Origin of the sequence: Isoptericola sp. NPDC057559, assembly GCF_042801555.1 — a bacterium.
Taxonomy (GTDB): domain Bacteria; phylum Actinomycetota; class Actinomycetes; order Actinomycetales; family Cellulomonadaceae; genus Isoptericola.
Genome location: NZ_JBHVFQ010000039.1, coordinates 1 through 13751 on the forward strand (window position 1 = coordinate 1; position 13751 = coordinate 13751).

General features: G+C 75.9%; 14 protein-coding genes and 1 pseudogene. 7 read left to right on the forward strand and 8 right to left on the reverse strand.

Features of this window, described 5'->3' with window-relative positions; translation table 11 throughout:
* The 3 genes and pseudogenes from ACFU5J_RS20645 to ACFU5J_RS20655 all read left to right on the forward strand — a co-directional run.
* A pseudogene (locus ACFU5J_RS20645) lies at nt 1-481 on the forward strand (hypothetical protein); the annotation flags it as partial.
* Nucleotides 478-1755 (forward strand): anhydro-N-acetylmuramic acid kinase, encoded by a 1278-nt coding sequence (locus tag ACFU5J_RS20650; RefSeq protein WP_430579969.1) that lies wholly within the window; start codon nt 478-480, stop codon nt 1753-1755. The pseudogene ACFU5J_RS20645 and the gene ACFU5J_RS20650, both read left to right, overlap by 4 nt.
* Nucleotides 1752-2735: an N-acetylmuramic acid 6-phosphate etherase gene (locus ACFU5J_RS20655; protein ID WP_430576402.1), complete on the forward strand. Its 984-nt coding sequence runs from the start codon at nt 1752-1754 to the stop codon at nt 2733-2735. Before ACFU5J_RS20650 ends, ACFU5J_RS20655 begins: the two co-directional genes overlap by 4 nt.
* Nucleotides 2736-2799: 64 nt before the next feature.
* Here the strand turns inward: ACFU5J_RS20655 and ACFU5J_RS20660 are convergent, their stop codons facing one another.
* The gene (locus tag ACFU5J_RS20660; RefSeq protein ID WP_430579970.1) at nt 2800-3561 is read right to left on the reverse strand and encodes a YggS family pyridoxal phosphate-dependent enzyme; all 762 of its coding nucleotides are present in this window, start codon (nt 3559-3561) and stop codon (nt 2800-2802) included.
* A 121-nt stretch (nt 3562-3682) separates the two neighbouring features.
* Here ACFU5J_RS20660 and ACFU5J_RS20665 point away from each other — a divergent pair, with 121 nt between their 5' ends.
* Nucleotides 3683-4105, forward strand: coding sequence for a YccF domain-containing protein (locus tag ACFU5J_RS20665; RefSeq protein ID WP_430579971.1), 423 nt, complete (start codon nt 3683-3685; stop codon nt 4103-4105).
* Nucleotides 4106-4120: 15 nt separating this feature from the next.
* Here the strand turns inward: ACFU5J_RS20665 and ybaK are convergent, their stop codons facing one another.
* Together ybaK and ACFU5J_RS20675 are read right to left on the reverse strand one after the other, a co-directional pair.
* Complete coding sequence (ybaK, locus tag ACFU5J_RS20670) at nt 4121-4621, reverse strand: Cys-tRNA(Pro) deacylase (protein ID WP_430579972.1); 501 nt, start codon at nt 4619-4621, stop codon at nt 4121-4123.
* A gap of 52 nt (nt 4622-4673) precedes the next feature.
* Entirely contained in the window at nt 4674-5132 is a 459-nt protein-coding gene (locus ACFU5J_RS20675) for an SRPBCC domain-containing protein (RefSeq protein ID WP_430579973.1), read from the reverse strand.
* Nucleotides 5133-5281: 149 nt separating this feature from the next.
* Here ACFU5J_RS20675 and ACFU5J_RS20680 point away from each other — a divergent pair, with 149 nt between their 5' ends.
* Nucleotides 5282-6037, forward strand: coding sequence for a TSUP family transporter (locus tag ACFU5J_RS20680; protein WP_430579974.1), 756 nt, complete (start codon nt 5282-5284; stop codon nt 6035-6037).
* A gap of 27 nt (nt 6038-6064) precedes the next feature.
* Here ACFU5J_RS20680 and ACFU5J_RS20685 read toward each other — a convergent pair whose 3' ends face one another.
* The 4 genes from ACFU5J_RS20685 to ACFU5J_RS20700 all read right to left on the reverse strand — a co-directional run bounded on the left by ACFU5J_RS20685 (nt 6065) and on the right by ACFU5J_RS20700 (nt 11665).
* Nucleotides 6065-8803 carry a DEAD/DEAH box helicase gene (locus ACFU5J_RS20685; protein WP_430579975.1) on the reverse strand — a complete coding sequence of 913 codons (2739 nt, stop codon included), beginning with the start codon at nt 8801-8803 and terminating at the stop codon, nt 6065-6067.
* Between the two features lie 105 nt (nt 8804-8908).
* Nucleotides 8909-9631 carry a lytic polysaccharide monooxygenase gene (locus ACFU5J_RS20690; RefSeq protein ID WP_430576395.1) on the reverse strand — a complete coding sequence of 241 codons (723 nt, stop codon included), beginning with the start codon at nt 9629-9631 and terminating at the stop codon, nt 8909-8911.
* Between the two features lie 174 nt (nt 9632-9805).
* Nucleotides 9806-10576: a phosphotransferase gene (locus ACFU5J_RS20695; RefSeq protein ID WP_430576394.1), complete on the reverse strand. Its 771-nt coding sequence runs from the start codon at nt 10574-10576 to the stop codon at nt 9806-9808.
* 33 nt (nt 10577-10609) lie between these two features.
* The gene (locus ACFU5J_RS20700; RefSeq protein ID WP_430579976.1) at nt 10610-11665 is read right to left on the reverse strand and encodes a DMT family transporter; all 1056 of its coding nucleotides are present in this window, start codon (nt 11663-11665) and stop codon (nt 10610-10612) included.
* Between the two features lie 48 nt (nt 11666-11713).
* Between ACFU5J_RS20700 and ACFU5J_RS20705 the strand changes: the two genes are divergently transcribed.
* A complete protein-coding gene (locus ACFU5J_RS20705; RefSeq protein WP_430579977.1) occupies nt 11714-12247 on the forward strand; it encodes a CGNR zinc finger domain-containing protein in 534 nt (177 codons plus the stop codon).
* A gap of 96 nt (nt 12248-12343) precedes the next feature.
* The gene (locus tag ACFU5J_RS20710) at nt 12344-12796 is read left to right on the forward strand and encodes a peptidoglycan-binding protein (protein WP_430576391.1); all 453 of its coding nucleotides are present in this window, start codon (nt 12344-12346) and stop codon (nt 12794-12796) included.
* A 9-nt stretch (nt 12797-12805) separates the two neighbouring features.
* Here ACFU5J_RS20710 and ACFU5J_RS20715 read toward each other — a convergent pair whose 3' ends face one another.
* Nucleotides 12806-13750 carry a 3-methyladenine DNA glycosylase gene (locus ACFU5J_RS20715; protein ID WP_430579978.1) on the reverse strand — a complete coding sequence of 315 codons (945 nt, stop codon included), beginning with the start codon at nt 13748-13750 and terminating at the stop codon, nt 12806-12808.
* Nucleotide 13751: the final 1 nt, after the last annotated feature.

The following is a 13751-nucleotide window of genomic DNA, read 5'->3' on the forward strand; positions in this document are numbered from 1 at the left end:
GCGCCGCGCCGTCCGGGCCGTGGGCCCGGCGTCCCCGGCCGTCGCCGGCGCGCCCGACGTCGTCGACCTGCGCCTGCGGCTCGACCACGCCGCCGGCCGCACCGCCACGCACGTGCAGCGCGCCGTCGTGGCCCGCTGGCCCGGCGCGACGCTGCACCCCGCCCCGGGAGGCCCCGCGCCCGACGACGCCGCGTTCGACCGGCTCGTCGGCGAGCTCGCGGGCCCCCGGCCGGTGGTCGTCGTGACGCGCGAGCCGGTCCCGGGGAGCGTCGAGCACTCCCGGCTGGCCGCGCTGCAGCGGGCCCGGCCCGACCTCGTCGTCGTGCACACCGGCGTCCCGGAGGCGGGGGAGCGGTGGCTCGCCGCGCTGCCCGGCGGCCTGCCCGCGACCGTCCTCGCCTGCGGCACCGGCCGGGCCAACGCCGAGGCCGCCGTGGCGCTGCTCGCGGCCGCGGGCTCGCGCACGGAGGTGGGGCGATGATCGTCATCGGCATCTCGTCCGGCACCAGCGTCGACGCGATCGACGCCGCGGCCGCCGACCTCGACCTGCGCGCGGACGGGACCCTGCACCTGCGCCCGCTCGGCCACACGGAGTACCCCTGGCCCGACCACCTGCGCCGCCGGATCCTCGCGGCGCTGCCGCCCGCTCCCGTCGACATGGGCGAGGTGTGCCAGCTCGACACGCTGATCGGGCAGGAGCTCGGGGCCGCCGCACGACGCGCCGTCGACGACCTGGCCGGCGGCGACGCCGACCTCGTCGCCTCGCACGGTCAGACGCTGCACCACTGGGTGGTCGCGGGCCGCACGCGCGGCACGCTGCAGCTCGGCAACCCGGCGTGGGTGGCGGAGCGCTCGCGGCGGCCGGTCGTCAGCGACTTCCGCGTCGCCGACGTGGCCGCCGGCGGCCAGGGCGCCCCGCTCGTCAGCATCCTCGACGCGCTGTGGCTGGGGCACGACGGCGAGGCCGCGGCCCGGGACTCGGCCGCGCTCAACGTCGGCGGCATCGCGAACGTCACCGTGGTCGGGGCGCACGACGCCCCGGTCCTGGGCTGGGACACCGGGCCCGGCAACTGCCTCATCGACCACGCCGTCCAGCGCCTGACCGGCCGGCCGTTCGACCGCGACGGGGAGCTCGCCGCGCAGGGCGCCGTCGACCGCGAAGCCCTGGACGCGCTGCTCGGCGAGCCGTACTACGACCTCCCCGTGCCGCGCTCCACCGGCCGCGAGCTCTACGACGGCGAGTACGTCGCCACGCGGCTCGCCGCCGCCGGGCTGGGCGCCGACCGCCTGAGCACCGCCGACCTCGTCGCCACGCTCACCGAGCTGACGGCCGTCACCGTGGCGCGGTCGCTGGCCGAGCACGGACCGGCCGCCGGGGTGGGGCGCGTGGTGATCTCCGGCGGGGGAGCGCGCAACCCGGTGCTCGTCGAGCGGCTCCGGGCGCACCTGCCCGCCACCACGGGACTCGTCACCTCCGACGAGCTGGGGATGCCCGTGGACGGCAAGGAGGCGTACCTCTTCGCCCTGCTCGGCTTCCTCGGCGTGCACGGCGTGCCGGGCACCGCCGCCGGGCCGCAGCGCCGGCAGGCCACCGGGGCCCGCCGCCCCGTCGTGCTGGGGTCGCTCACCCCGCCGACGCCGCTGTCGGTCGACCCCGTGCGAGGCGCCGTGCGGCGACTCGTCCTCGCGACCTCGCCGCCGGACCACCTGGCGGCGTCGCGTCACCTGACGACTCCGAGAGGAAGCAGCCGATGAGCGGAGCGCACGTCCCCGACCCCTCCGACACCTCTGCCGGGACCCCGGCCGACGCGCCGGAGGACCTGCTCGCCGTCGCGCGGATGGTCTCGCCGACGGAGGAGCGCAACCCACGCACCACCGACATCGACCTGCTCCCCGCGGCGGACGTCGTGCGCCTCATCCTCGAGGAGGACGCCGGGGTGGCGAGCGTGGTGCGGGCCGAGCGGTTCCGGGTCACGCAGGCGGTCGAGCTCGCCGTCGAGGCGATCCGCGCCGGGGGCCGCGTGCACTACGCGGGCGCGGGCACGTCCGGGCGTCTCGGCGTCCTCGACGCCGTCGAGCTCTCGCCGACGTACGGCGTCGGCACCGAGTGGTTCGACGCGCACCTCGCCGGCGGGCCGGACGCGATGACCCTCGCCGTCGAGGGCGCCGAGGACGACGCCGAGGCGGGCCGCCGGGACCTCGACGACGTGGGCCCGCACGACCTCGTGGTCGGCCTCGCCGCCTCCGGCCGCACGCCGTACGTGGGCGGCGCGCTGGAGCTGGCCCGGGAGCGGGGCGCGCGCACCGCCCTCGTGAGCGCCAACCCGTCCGCGCCGCTGGCCGCGCTCGTGGACGTCGCGATCCTGGTCGACACGGGCCCCGAGGCCGTCACCGGGTCCACCCGGATGAAGGCCGCGACGGCGCAGAAGATCGTGCTCAACACGTTCTCGACGGCCACGATGATCCGGCTGGGCAAGACGTACTCGAACCTCATGGTCGACGTGCGCGCCACCAACGCCAAGCTCCGCGCGCGCCTCGTGCGGCTGCTCAGCCAGGCGACGGGGCTCACGCCGGAGGTCTGCGCGCCCGTCCTCGCCGACGCCGACGGCGAGGTCCAGGTGGCGCTCGTCATGCTCCTGGCCGGCGTCGACGCCACGGCCGCCACCGGCGCCCTGGCCGGCGGTGACGGCGTCCGCGGCGCCCTCTCCCGCCTCGGCGCCGCCCCGCCGCGGTAGTCCCCGTCCCCGCGAGGTCTCGAGCGACCCCGGCGACGTCCGGACGCCCTCGGGGGAGCCGGGACTACGCGGGGGTGGGGCGGGCGCCGAAGACGGCGGTGCCGACGCGGACCACGGTGGCGCCCTCGGCGACGGCGAGCTCGAGGTCGCCGGTCATGCCCATGGAGAGCTCGTGGGCGTCGGCGGTGCCCGGCGCGTCGCTCGCGAGCACGGCGTCGCGCACGGCACGGAGGCGGGCGAAGCCGGCGCGCACCCGGGCGTCGTCGTCCGAGCGCGCGCCGATCGTCATGAGGCCGACGAGGCGCAGGCCGGGCAGCGCGGCGACGTCGAGCGCGAGCGCGACGGCGTCCTCGGGCGCGACGCCGGACTTGCTCTCCTCGCCGGAGACGTTGACCTGCACGAGGACGTCGAGCGTGCGACCGTCGCGGGCGCAGCGCGTGGACAGGGCCTGGGCGAGGGCGAGGGAGTCCACGGAGTCGACGGCGGTCGCCGCGCCCAGGACGGCGTTCACCTTGTTCTTCTGCAGGTGGCCGATGAGGTGCGCCTCCACCCGCCCGGCGGCGACGAGGTCGGCCAGGGCGGGGGCCTTGGCGACGAGCTCCTGCACGCGGTTCTCGCCGACGAGCACGGGCCGGTCGTCGCCGGCCGCGGCGGCGAGGTCGAGGGCGGCGCGCACCCCCTCGAGCACGGTCGCGGCGTCCTGCGTCTTGGTGGCCAGCAGCACGCGGACCTCGCGCGGGTCACGACCCGCCGCGCGGGCGGCCGCGGCGACGCGGTCGTGGACGGCGGCCAGGCGTGCGGGGATCCCGGGACACTCGGTGGGCATGGTGGCCAGTCTACGAACGCCGTCGGTCGCCGGGGCACGTGACCGACGCCGCACCGGACCAGGGTCGCCTCAGGGGCATCCCGGGTGGTGCGCCGCGCCCGCCGCGGGCGAGGATGGTGCCGTGAAGGCCCTGCTCAACATCATCTGGCTCGTCTTCGGCGGCTTCTGGCTGGCGCTCGGCTACGCCGCCGCCGGGATCCTCTGCTGCATCACGATCGTCGCCATCCCGTGGGGCATCGCGTCGTTCCGGATCGCCGGGTACGCGCTGTGGCCGTTCGGCCGCACCGTGGTCGACAAGCCCGGCGCCGGCGGCTGGTCGGTGCTCGGCAACATCATCTGGATCGTGTTCGCCGGCATCTGGCTCACCATCGGCCACATCACCACGGCGATCGCGCAGGCGATCACGATCATCGGCATCCCGCTGGCGATCGCGAACATCAAGATGATCCCGATCTCGCTGCTGCCGCTCGGCAAGGACATCGTGTCGAGCGACGCCCGGTACCCGACCTACCAGCACTCCCCGCAGGGGTACCCGGCCCGCTGACGGTCGGCCCCGTGCTCAGGCGCGGGCGATCGGGGCGAGCCGGCCGTCGGTGAGCCGCAGCAGGTCGTCGGGGGCGAGGGACACGTCCAGGCCTCGGCGCCCGCCGGACACGTAGACCACGTCGAACCCGGCCGCCGACGCGTCGAGCACGGTCGCGTGCCGCTGCTTCTGCCCGAGCGGGGAGATGCCGCCCACCACGTACCCGGTGGCGCGCTGCGCGGCCGCCGGGTCCGCCATCGCCGCCCGCTTGCCGCCGACGGCGCGGGCCAGCGCCTTGAGGTCGAGGCTGCCGTCCACCGGCACGATGCCGACGACGAGGCGGCCGTCGACGTCGGCCAGCAGCGTCTTGAAGACCTGCGCCGGGTCCGCGCCGAGCGCCTCGGCGGCCTCCAGCCCGTAGCTCAGCTCCGACGCGGGGTCGTGCTCGTAGGCGTGCCGGCCGTAGGCCACGCCCGCCCGGTCGAGGGCGACGAGCGCCGGCGTCCCGTGGGAGTCCTGCCTGCTCTTCTTCGCCACGGGGCGATTCTGCCCGCTCGACGCGGGGTCGCGGCCACCCCTTTTCGGCGGCTCAGGCGGCGGCGCGGGCGAGCCTCGGCAGCATCGACCGCCACGACTGCCGGCCGAGCTCCGCGGACCCGGCCGGGTGAGGCCCCTCCCGCACGACGACGCGCGTGCCGTCGCCGGCGGGCGCGAGCTCGACCCGCAGCCGCGACGCCCACGGCCCGTCGACGCCCGGGACGCCCACCCACGCGCCGCCGGCGGCGACCAGGCGGCCGGGCTCGAGCGCGGTGAACGTGCCGTCGAACGCCGAGCGGAACGACGGGTCGGCGTCGAGCGTCATGGCGAACCGCAGGACGCCGCCCACCCGCGCGTCGATCTCGACCTCCTCGCGCGGGGTGCGCACGCCCTCGGGCCCGTACCAGCGCGCGAAGACGTCCGGGTCGGTGAACGCGGCGAAGACGGCCGCGGGCGGCACGTCCAGCACCTCGGTGTGCTCGACGTCGTACTCGGGATCGGTGGCTGCCACGGTCCTGTCCCTTCCGGAGGCGGGCACGGGGATCGCGCGCCCGCAGGTGAGACGCCGCGCGGGCGCCCCGCTCATCGGCGCCGGACCCACCGCGCCGCACCTTCACCCGCCGCCCGCGCCCGCGCCGCGGACCGCGTACCGTGGCGGGCGTGCTGCTGCTCCTCGTCCTCGCGATCCTGGTGGGCGGGGCGCTCCAGCGGGTCACGGGCATGGGCTTCGGCCTCGTGGCCGGCCCGTTCATCGTGCTCATCGTCGGCCCGCTCGAGGGCGTCCTGTTCGTCAACCTCGCGGGCGCGATCGCGTCGGCGCTGATCCTCGGCCGCGTCGCGCGCGACGTGGACTGGCGGCGGTACGCCTGGCTCGCCGCGACGTCCGTGCTGGTGATGGTGCCGGCCGCCCTGCTGCTGCGCGACGCGAGCCGCGCGGCGCTCGAGGTCGCCGTCGGGGCCCTCGTCGTCGTCGCGATGACGCTCGCCGTCGTCACGACGCGGCTGCGGCGCGGGGACCGGCACCCCGTGCGGCCGGAGGCCCGTGCCCCGCTGGTGGTCACCGGCGTCGCGAGCGGCGTCGGGAGCGTGGCCGCGGGCATCGGCGGCCCGCCGGTGGCGATCTACTCCGTGCTCAGCGGCTGGGACCCGCGCGCCTTCGCCGCGACGGCGCAGCCCTTCTTCGCCACCAACGCGCTCGCGGCGCTCGTCGCCAAGCTGACGCTCACCGACGCGTCCTTCCCGCCGTTCGCCCTCTGGCAGTGGCTGGTCGTGCTGGCCGCGATCGTGGCGGGCCTGGTGGTCGGCGACTGGCTCACGCCGCGCGTCCCCGCGGCGACGGTCCGGCGCGGGCTGATCGTGCTGGCGTACGTCGGAGGGGCGGCGACGCTCGTGCAGGGGCTCGCGCACCTCGCCTGACGGCGCCCGCCGAACCGCCGGACCGGACTAGATCCGCCCGACGTCCACGACGGTGAGCACCACGGCCCCGGCCTCGTCGCTGGCGGCGAGGTCCACGAGCGCGGTGATCGCCCAGTCGTGGTCGCCGTCGGCGTCGTCCAGCACCTGGCGCACCCACCAGGTGCCGGCAGGCACCTCGGCGACCTCGACGCCGTCGCGCGTGGTCGTGGTGGCGCCGCCGGGCAGCTCGGCGCCCGGCTCGCGGATCGTCAGCAGGCCGGCCGCCCGGGCGGCGGGGCCGATGCCGACGGCGTCGTCGCCCTGCGCCTCGAACAGCGGGTCGAGGGCGGCGGCCCACGCGTCGCCGTCCCAGCCGTGCGCGCCGTCGAGCGCCCCGAGCGCGTCGTAGTCCTCCCGGGCGGCGAGCTCGACGCGGCGGAACGTCGCGTTGCGCACCAGGCGGCGGAACGCGCGCGGGTTGCCCGTGACGGGGCGCGCGGGCGCCTCCGCGCCGGCCTCGGCGAGCTCGCCCTCGACGACGGTGTCCGCGTCGTCGTCGACCGGGTTCTGCAGCCGCTCCCACTCGTCGAGGAGCGACGAGTCGACGCCGCGCACCAGCTCGCCGAGCCACTCGACCACCTCGTGCACCTCCTCCGAGCGGTGCTCCTCGGGCACCACCTGGCGCAGCGCGCGGTAGGCGTCCGCGAGGTAGCGCAGCACCACGCCCTCCGTGCGCTCCAGCCCGTACACGCTGACCAGCTCGGCGAACGTCATCGCCTGCTCGAGCATGTCGCGCACCACGGACTTGGGCGCGAGCTCGGCGTCCGCGACCCACGGGTTGGCCCGCTTGTACGTGGCGAAGGCGGGCTCGAGCAGGTCGGCGAGCGGCTTCGGCCAGCTCACGTCCTCGAGCGCCTCCATGCGCTCCTCGTACTCCATGCCCTCGGCCTTCATGGCCGCGACGGCCTCGCCCTTCGCCTTGGACTGCTGGGCGTAGAGGATCTGCCGCGGGTCGTCGAGGGTCGCCTCGATGACGGACACGACGTCGAGCACGTGGGTGGGGCTCTCGACGTCGAGCAGGTCCATCGCCGCGAGCGCGAAGGGCGACAGCGGGGCGTTGAGCGCGAAGTCGCGCGGCAGGTCCACGACGAGCCGCACGCTGGGGCGGTAGCCGGCCGGGCGCGACGGGTCGGGCACGCGGACCTTCTCCACGACCCCGGCGACGCGCAGCGAGCGGTAGATGCGGAACGTCTGGCGCACGTGCTTGGCCTGCAGGGCCTCGCTGTCGTGGTTCGCGGTGAGCAGGTGCCGCATCGCCTCGACGGGGTCGGCGCCGCCCCGCTCGTCGCGGGTGCGGGCGAGCACGTTGAGCACCATGGCGTGGTTGACGTGGAACTGGCTGGTCAGGGGCTCCGGGTCGGCGTCGCGCAGCCGCTCGAACGTCGAGTCGGTCCAGTTCACGGACCCCGTGGGCGCCTTCTTGCGGACCACCTTCTTGAGCTTCTTGGGGTCGTCGCCCGCCTTGGCGAGGAGCTTGCGGTTCTCGATGACGTGCTCGGGCGCCATGACCAGCACCTCGCCCACGGTGTCGAAGCCGGCGCGCCCGGCCCGGCCGGAGATCTGGTGGAACTCGCGCGCCGTGAGGTGGCGCATGCGCTCGCCGTCGTACTTCACCAGCGACGTGAGGAGCACCGTGCGGATGGGCACGTTGATGCCCACGCCGAGGGTGTCGGTGCCGCACACCACCTTGAGCAGCCCGCGCTGGGTGAGCCGCTCCACGAGGCGGCGGTACTTGGGCAGCATCCCCGCGTGGTGCACGCCGATGCCGGCGCGCAGGAACTTGCTCAGCGTCCTGCCGAACCCGGTGCCGAACCGGAACGCGCCGATCTCGGCGGCGATGGCGGCCTTCTCGTCCTTGGACGCGAGGCTGGTCGACAGCAGGGCCTGGGCGCGCTCGACGGCGTCCTTCTGCGTGAAGTGCACGACGTAGACGGGCGCGCGGTGCGTGGTGACCAGCTCGGTGATGACGTCGGTGAGCGGCTCGACGACGTAGGAGAACGTCAGCGGCACCGGGCGCTCGGCGCCCGCGACCTCCGCGACGGGGCGGCCGCTGCGCTCCTCGAGGTCCTCGCGCAGGCGCGTGGTGTCGCCGAGGGTGGCCGACATCAGCAGGAACTGCGTGCGCGGCAGCTCCAGCAGCGGCACCTGCCACGCCCAGCCGCGCTGCCGGTCGCCGTAGAAGTGGAACTCGTCCATGACGACCTGGGCGATCGCGTCGTCCCCGGCCGTGCCGTCGGCGGCGACGTCGTCCTCGGCGTCCCCGCGCCGCAGCGCGAGGTTGGCCAGGATCTCGGCGGTGCAGCAGATGATCGGCGCGTCGGCGTTGACGGCCGAGTCGCCGGTCATCATGCCCACGTTGCGCGACCCGAACGCGGCGACGAGGTCGAAGAACTTCTCGCTCACCAGCGCCTTGAGGGGCGCGGTGTAGAACGTGCGGCCGCCGCGGCCCGAGCGGCGGTTCGCGAGCGCCGCGAACTGCGCCCCCATCGCGACCATCGACTTGCCCGACCCGGTGGGCGTCGCGAGCACCACGTGCGAGCCCGTCATGAGCTCGAGGAGGGCCTCCTCCTGGTGCGGGTACAGCGGGCGCCCCGTGCCGGCGGCCCACTCGCCGAAGCCCTCGAACAGCACGTCGGGGTCCGGGGCTCCTCCGGTGGGGGCGGGCAGGTACGGCAGCAGCGTGCCGGCGGGGCGGGGGGCGGGGTCGTTCGAGGTCGGGGAGGTCATCGCCGGCCATTCTTCCAGGCCCCGCCGAAAGCAACGAGCGTGCTGACTTGTTCCTCATTCGAGCCGAATGAGGAACAGGTCAGCACGCTCGATGCTCCGGGTGGGTCAGCAGGCGCCGAGGTCGGTCCAGACGCCCCACTGGCTGGCGGACGACGGGGTGTCGCCCTGGGTCCACCACTTGGCCTGGTAGGCGCGGCCCTCGTAGGAGACCTTGGTGCCGCCGGTGTACGCGCTGGAGGGGTTCCAGGCGGCGTCGTCGCACTCGCCGGGCTCGACGGGCGGGTCGGTCGGGTCGACCGGGGGAGTCGTGCCCCCCTCGCCGACGGTCACGTCGACGCAGGCGTAGAACGCGTTGGCGGTGTCCGCGACGTTCCAGCGGGCCAGGATGGTGTGGTTGCCCTGGGGCAGGTTCTCGAGGGTGTGCGTGACGATCGCCTCGGGCTGCTTGCCGTTGTCGTTGAACGTGCGGTGCAGCACGCCGTCGACGAAGTACTCCCAGGTGGAGGTGGAGTGGCGGGCCGTGAGCTTCCACTGCATCGAGACGCTGTTGCCGATCTTGGTGCGCGGCCACGGCTTGGAGCTGTCGTCGAGGACGGAGAAGCCGCTGCCGCCGGAGCACTTCATCGAGCCCTTGGGGGCCTCGACGCTCTGGGGCTCGTACTGGACGCCGCCGCAGTCGAAGGACACGGTGCGCGTGGCGCAGTGGTCCTGGCGGCTGGGCGGGCTGGTGACCCACCCGTGGGCGGAGGCGGCCGGGGCCACCACCACCGGGGCGAGGATGGCGGCGGCGCCGAGCACCGCGGCGAGGAGGGTTGAACGCAGACGCATCGTTGCTCTCCCGTGTTCGTGAGGAAACTGGACAAATTCGACGCTACGGCGTCGGTCCGGCCCGCACATCAGGGGAACTGCGTCATCTGGTCGGGATCCCGGAGCCGCGGGTACGGGGATTCCCGTACCCGCGGCAACGGTCGGCCGACCTGCCCGCGCCACGCCGGGCAGGGGTCAGCCGAGGTCCCACAGGTGCCGGTAGAAGGCGATGCGGCCCGCGTCGGGCGCGATGCCGTAGGCGTCGAAGAAGTCGGGCTCGTACCCGTCGCCGTAGTTCCACTCCAGGCTGTAGCTCGCCACCGCGAGGTCGGCCCACCGGTCGGCGACGCCCAGCGCGTCGAGGTCGACGTGCGCGGTCCAGCTCCCGCCGTCGTCGAGCAGCGTGTTGGGCGCGCAGGGGTCGCCGTGGCACACGACGAGCCGGTCGACGTCGGGCACCGCACCGACCTGGGCCCGCGCGGCGGGCCCGAGGCGCGCGACGCGGTCGTCGACGCCCCAGGAGAACGGGCAGTCGGCCACCGGCAGCGCGTCGTGCAGGGCGCGGAGCCCGGCGCCGACGGCCCGCGCGGCGGTCTCGGGGTGCGCCAGCCAGCGCGGGTCGACGGCGGAGCGCCCGGGGATGCCGGCCGTCAGCAGCCAGCGGCCGTCGGCGTCCTCGCCGCGGTCGAGCACGCGCGGCACCGGGGTGTACCGCCCGGCCCAGGCGAGCCGGTCGGCCTCGGCGTCGAGGTCGAGCCCGACGACGCCCGCCGGCACCCACTTGACGTAGCGGTCTCCCGTGGCGATCCCGTGGGCCGTGGCGGCGCCCGGCGGCGCGAGACGGAACGTGAGCCCGCCGAGCTCGTTGCGCCACACGGGCGTCACGTCGTCGTCGCCCGCGAGCAGGCGGACCCGCTCGGGCACGGTGACGGCGTCGGTCGGGGTGGCGGCGAGCACGCGGGACATGCGGAGATCGTCACATCTCCGCGCCGCGCCGGGCTACGGCTTTCCCGTCGACGGCCCGACCGGCGGCTCGACCGGCGGCTCGACCGGCGGCCCGACCGGCGGCCCGGCGGCCGGCTCGATCGTCGGCACGGCGCGCCGGGTGGCGGCCTCGCCCTGCTGCACGACGACCACCCCGGCGAGGACCAGCAGCCCACCGACGAGCTGGACGGGCCGCGGCAGCTCGCCCAGGAAGACCCAGGCGAAGAACACGGCGGCGACCACCTCGAGCAGCCCGACGAACGACGCGGGCCGCGCGCCGAGCCGGCGCCCGGCGGCGACGCCGGTGACGTAGGCGACTCCGGCGGTCACGACGCCCAGCGCGGCGAGCACGGCCCACGCGGGGACGACGGCGTCGGCCAGGAGCGCCGGGTCGGCCGACGTCGTCACGGGCAGCACCCCGACGAGGGCGAGCAGCCCGAGCAGGACGGCCCCCACCACCAGGCCGCCGGCGGCGAGGCTCAGCGGCGGCAGCCCGGTGTCGGTGCGGGCGTTCATGAGGAAGTAGGCCGAGACGCCGACCATCGCGCCGAGCGCCCACGCGACGCCGATTGGGTCGAGCCGCGCGCCGGTGAGGTCGAGGACGAGCACCAGGCCCGCGGCGGCGAGCGCGACGCCGGCGAGCGTCGCGCGCCCGGGCCGCTGCCCGTGCCGCAGCCACAGCCAGGCGACGACCGCCGCGGGGGAGGAGTACTCGATGAGCAGCGCCGGGCCCACCTGCATGTGCTGGACGGCGGCGAAGTAGCAGAACTGGGTGGCCGCGACGCCGAGCGCGCCGTACGCCAGGAGCAGCCGCGCGTTGCGGCGCACCGCGGACCAGTCCCCGCGCAGGGCGACGACGCCGAACGGCAGCACCACGAGGGCGCCGACCGCCACGCGCACCAGGACCACGGCGCCCGGGCTCCAGCCCGTCGCGAACAGGCCCGCTGCGAGCGGCCCCGAGAGGCTGAAGGTCACGGCGGAGACGACGGCGAGGGCGAGCCCGGCGCCGAGCCGCGCACCGGGTCCGGCATCGGGCCCGGGCCGCTCCCGCACCGGAGCGTCATGCGTCATGTCCGCCATGACTCATGACGCTACGGGCGGTCGAGGTAATGTGTCAACATGCCGTTCGCTCATGACACCGCCGTGGAGCTCCGGGCCGCCGTCGCCCTCGTGAACTCCGCCGAGCCGCCCGAGACGCTCGCGACGGTCGCGGACCTCGACGCCTTCTTCCGTGAGCACGGGTACACGGGCCGCCACGACCGGACGGCCGAGGAGCTCGCCCAGGTGCGCGCGCTGCGCCCCCGGCTGCGCGAGCTGCTGCTCGCGGACCGGGACACCGCCGCCCGCCTCGTCAACGAGCTGCTGGCGGGCGTGCCGGTGCGCCCGCGCCTCGTGCGGCACTCGGGGGAGGACTGGCACGTGCACGCCACCGCCGACGACGCCCCGCTGTCCACGCGGATCGTCGTCGAGACGGCGATGGCGATGGTCGACGTCGTGCGCGAGGACGAGCACTCCAGGCTGGCCGTGTGCGCCGACCCGGACTGCCAGGGCCTGGTGCTCGACCTGTCCCGCAACCGCTCGCGACGCTACTGCTCCACGGCGTGCACGAACCGCAACGCGCAGGCGGCGCTGCGCGCGCGGCGCGCCGGCTGACGTATCTGCGGACCCCGCCCGCTCTCCCTCCCCGCGAGGGCGCCAGGCACCCGCAGGGCGACGACCGCCCGGCCCGGCCCCAGCGAGGAGGCGGCGATGTCCGTCACGACCGACCGCGCGCTCGACCCCTGGCCGATCGTCCGCCCCGGCGACTCGTTCCACCCCGTCGGGTCGCTCCAGCACCTGCTCGTCGAGCACGGCCACGACCTCGCGGTCGACCAGAAGTTCGGGCCGCGCACCGAGGCCGCCGTCCGCGCGGCGCAGGGCGACTTCGGGCTCGTCGTGGACGGCGTCGTCGGCCCGCTGACCTGGGGCGCGATCGTCGTCACGGTCCGCACCGGCAGCCGCGGCCCCGCGGTCCGCGGCGCGCAGGCGGAGCTCGACACCCGGGACGGCTTCGACCTCGCGGTCGACGGCGTGTTCGGACCGGCGACCGAGGCCGCGGTGCGCGAGTTCCAGACGGCCCTGTCCGCCTTCGGCGTGCTCGTCGACGGCGTGGTCGGGCCCATCACCTGGCGGGCCATGGTCAGCGGGATGGTCTCCGACTGACCCCGGCGGTCATGCCCCGGCGTCGTCCCCGAGGACGGCGTCGCAGGCCGCGACCAGCCGGGCGCGCAGCGCCTGGCCGCGCTCGGCGAAGCCGCGCTGGCGGCGGACGTACTCGGCCTTGCCGTCGGGCGTCTCGATCGGCACGGCCTCGACGCCGTACGACGAGACGTCGTAGGGGGCGGCGGCCATGTCCGTGTAGCGGATGTCGCGGGCGAGCTCGAAGGCGTCGAGCAGGAGGTCGCCGGGGGCGGCGGGCCCGAGCTTGAGCGCCCACTTGTAGAGGTCCATCCCGGCGTGCAGGCAGCCCGGCTGCTCCATGGCGGGCTGGCGCTCGCGGGTGGGCCGCAGCTGGTTGCGGTCGGCGGCCTCGGGCGTGAAGAACCGGTAGGCGTCGAAGTGCGAGCAGCCGATGCGGTGCGACTCGACCACGGCGTCCGTGCCGTCGTGCCCCAGCCGCAGCGGCAGCGGGTGGCGGTGGTCGCGCCCGGCGGCGCGGTCGCGGTAGACCATCGCCCACTCGTGCAGGCCGAAGCAGCCGAACGTCCCCGGCCGGCCCGCCGTCGCGGACACCAGGGCGCGCACGTACCGGACGGTGTCGCCGCGGTCGGCGACGAAGGCCGCGGCGTCGAGCGTCGCGCCGGTTCCCGACGGCCCCGGGCCGCCGTCGGACAGTGCGACCTCCCGGTACCAGCGCCACCCGGAGTGCTCGGCGGCGCCCGCGAGCACGACGCCGGGACCGGGGTGCCACCGGCGCAGGTGGCTCACGCGCGTGGGGTAGTACGTGAACAGGAAGTCCTCGATCGCGTGCGTCGAGCCGCGGTCGTGCGCGGCGCGCCACACGGCCGTCAGGGCGTCCGCGCGGTCGGCGTGCGCCGCGGCCCGCGGCTCCCACCCGTCACGGCGCAGGACGGCGCCGGCGGGGGCCGCCAGGTCGTCGAGGGTCGTCGCGCGCACC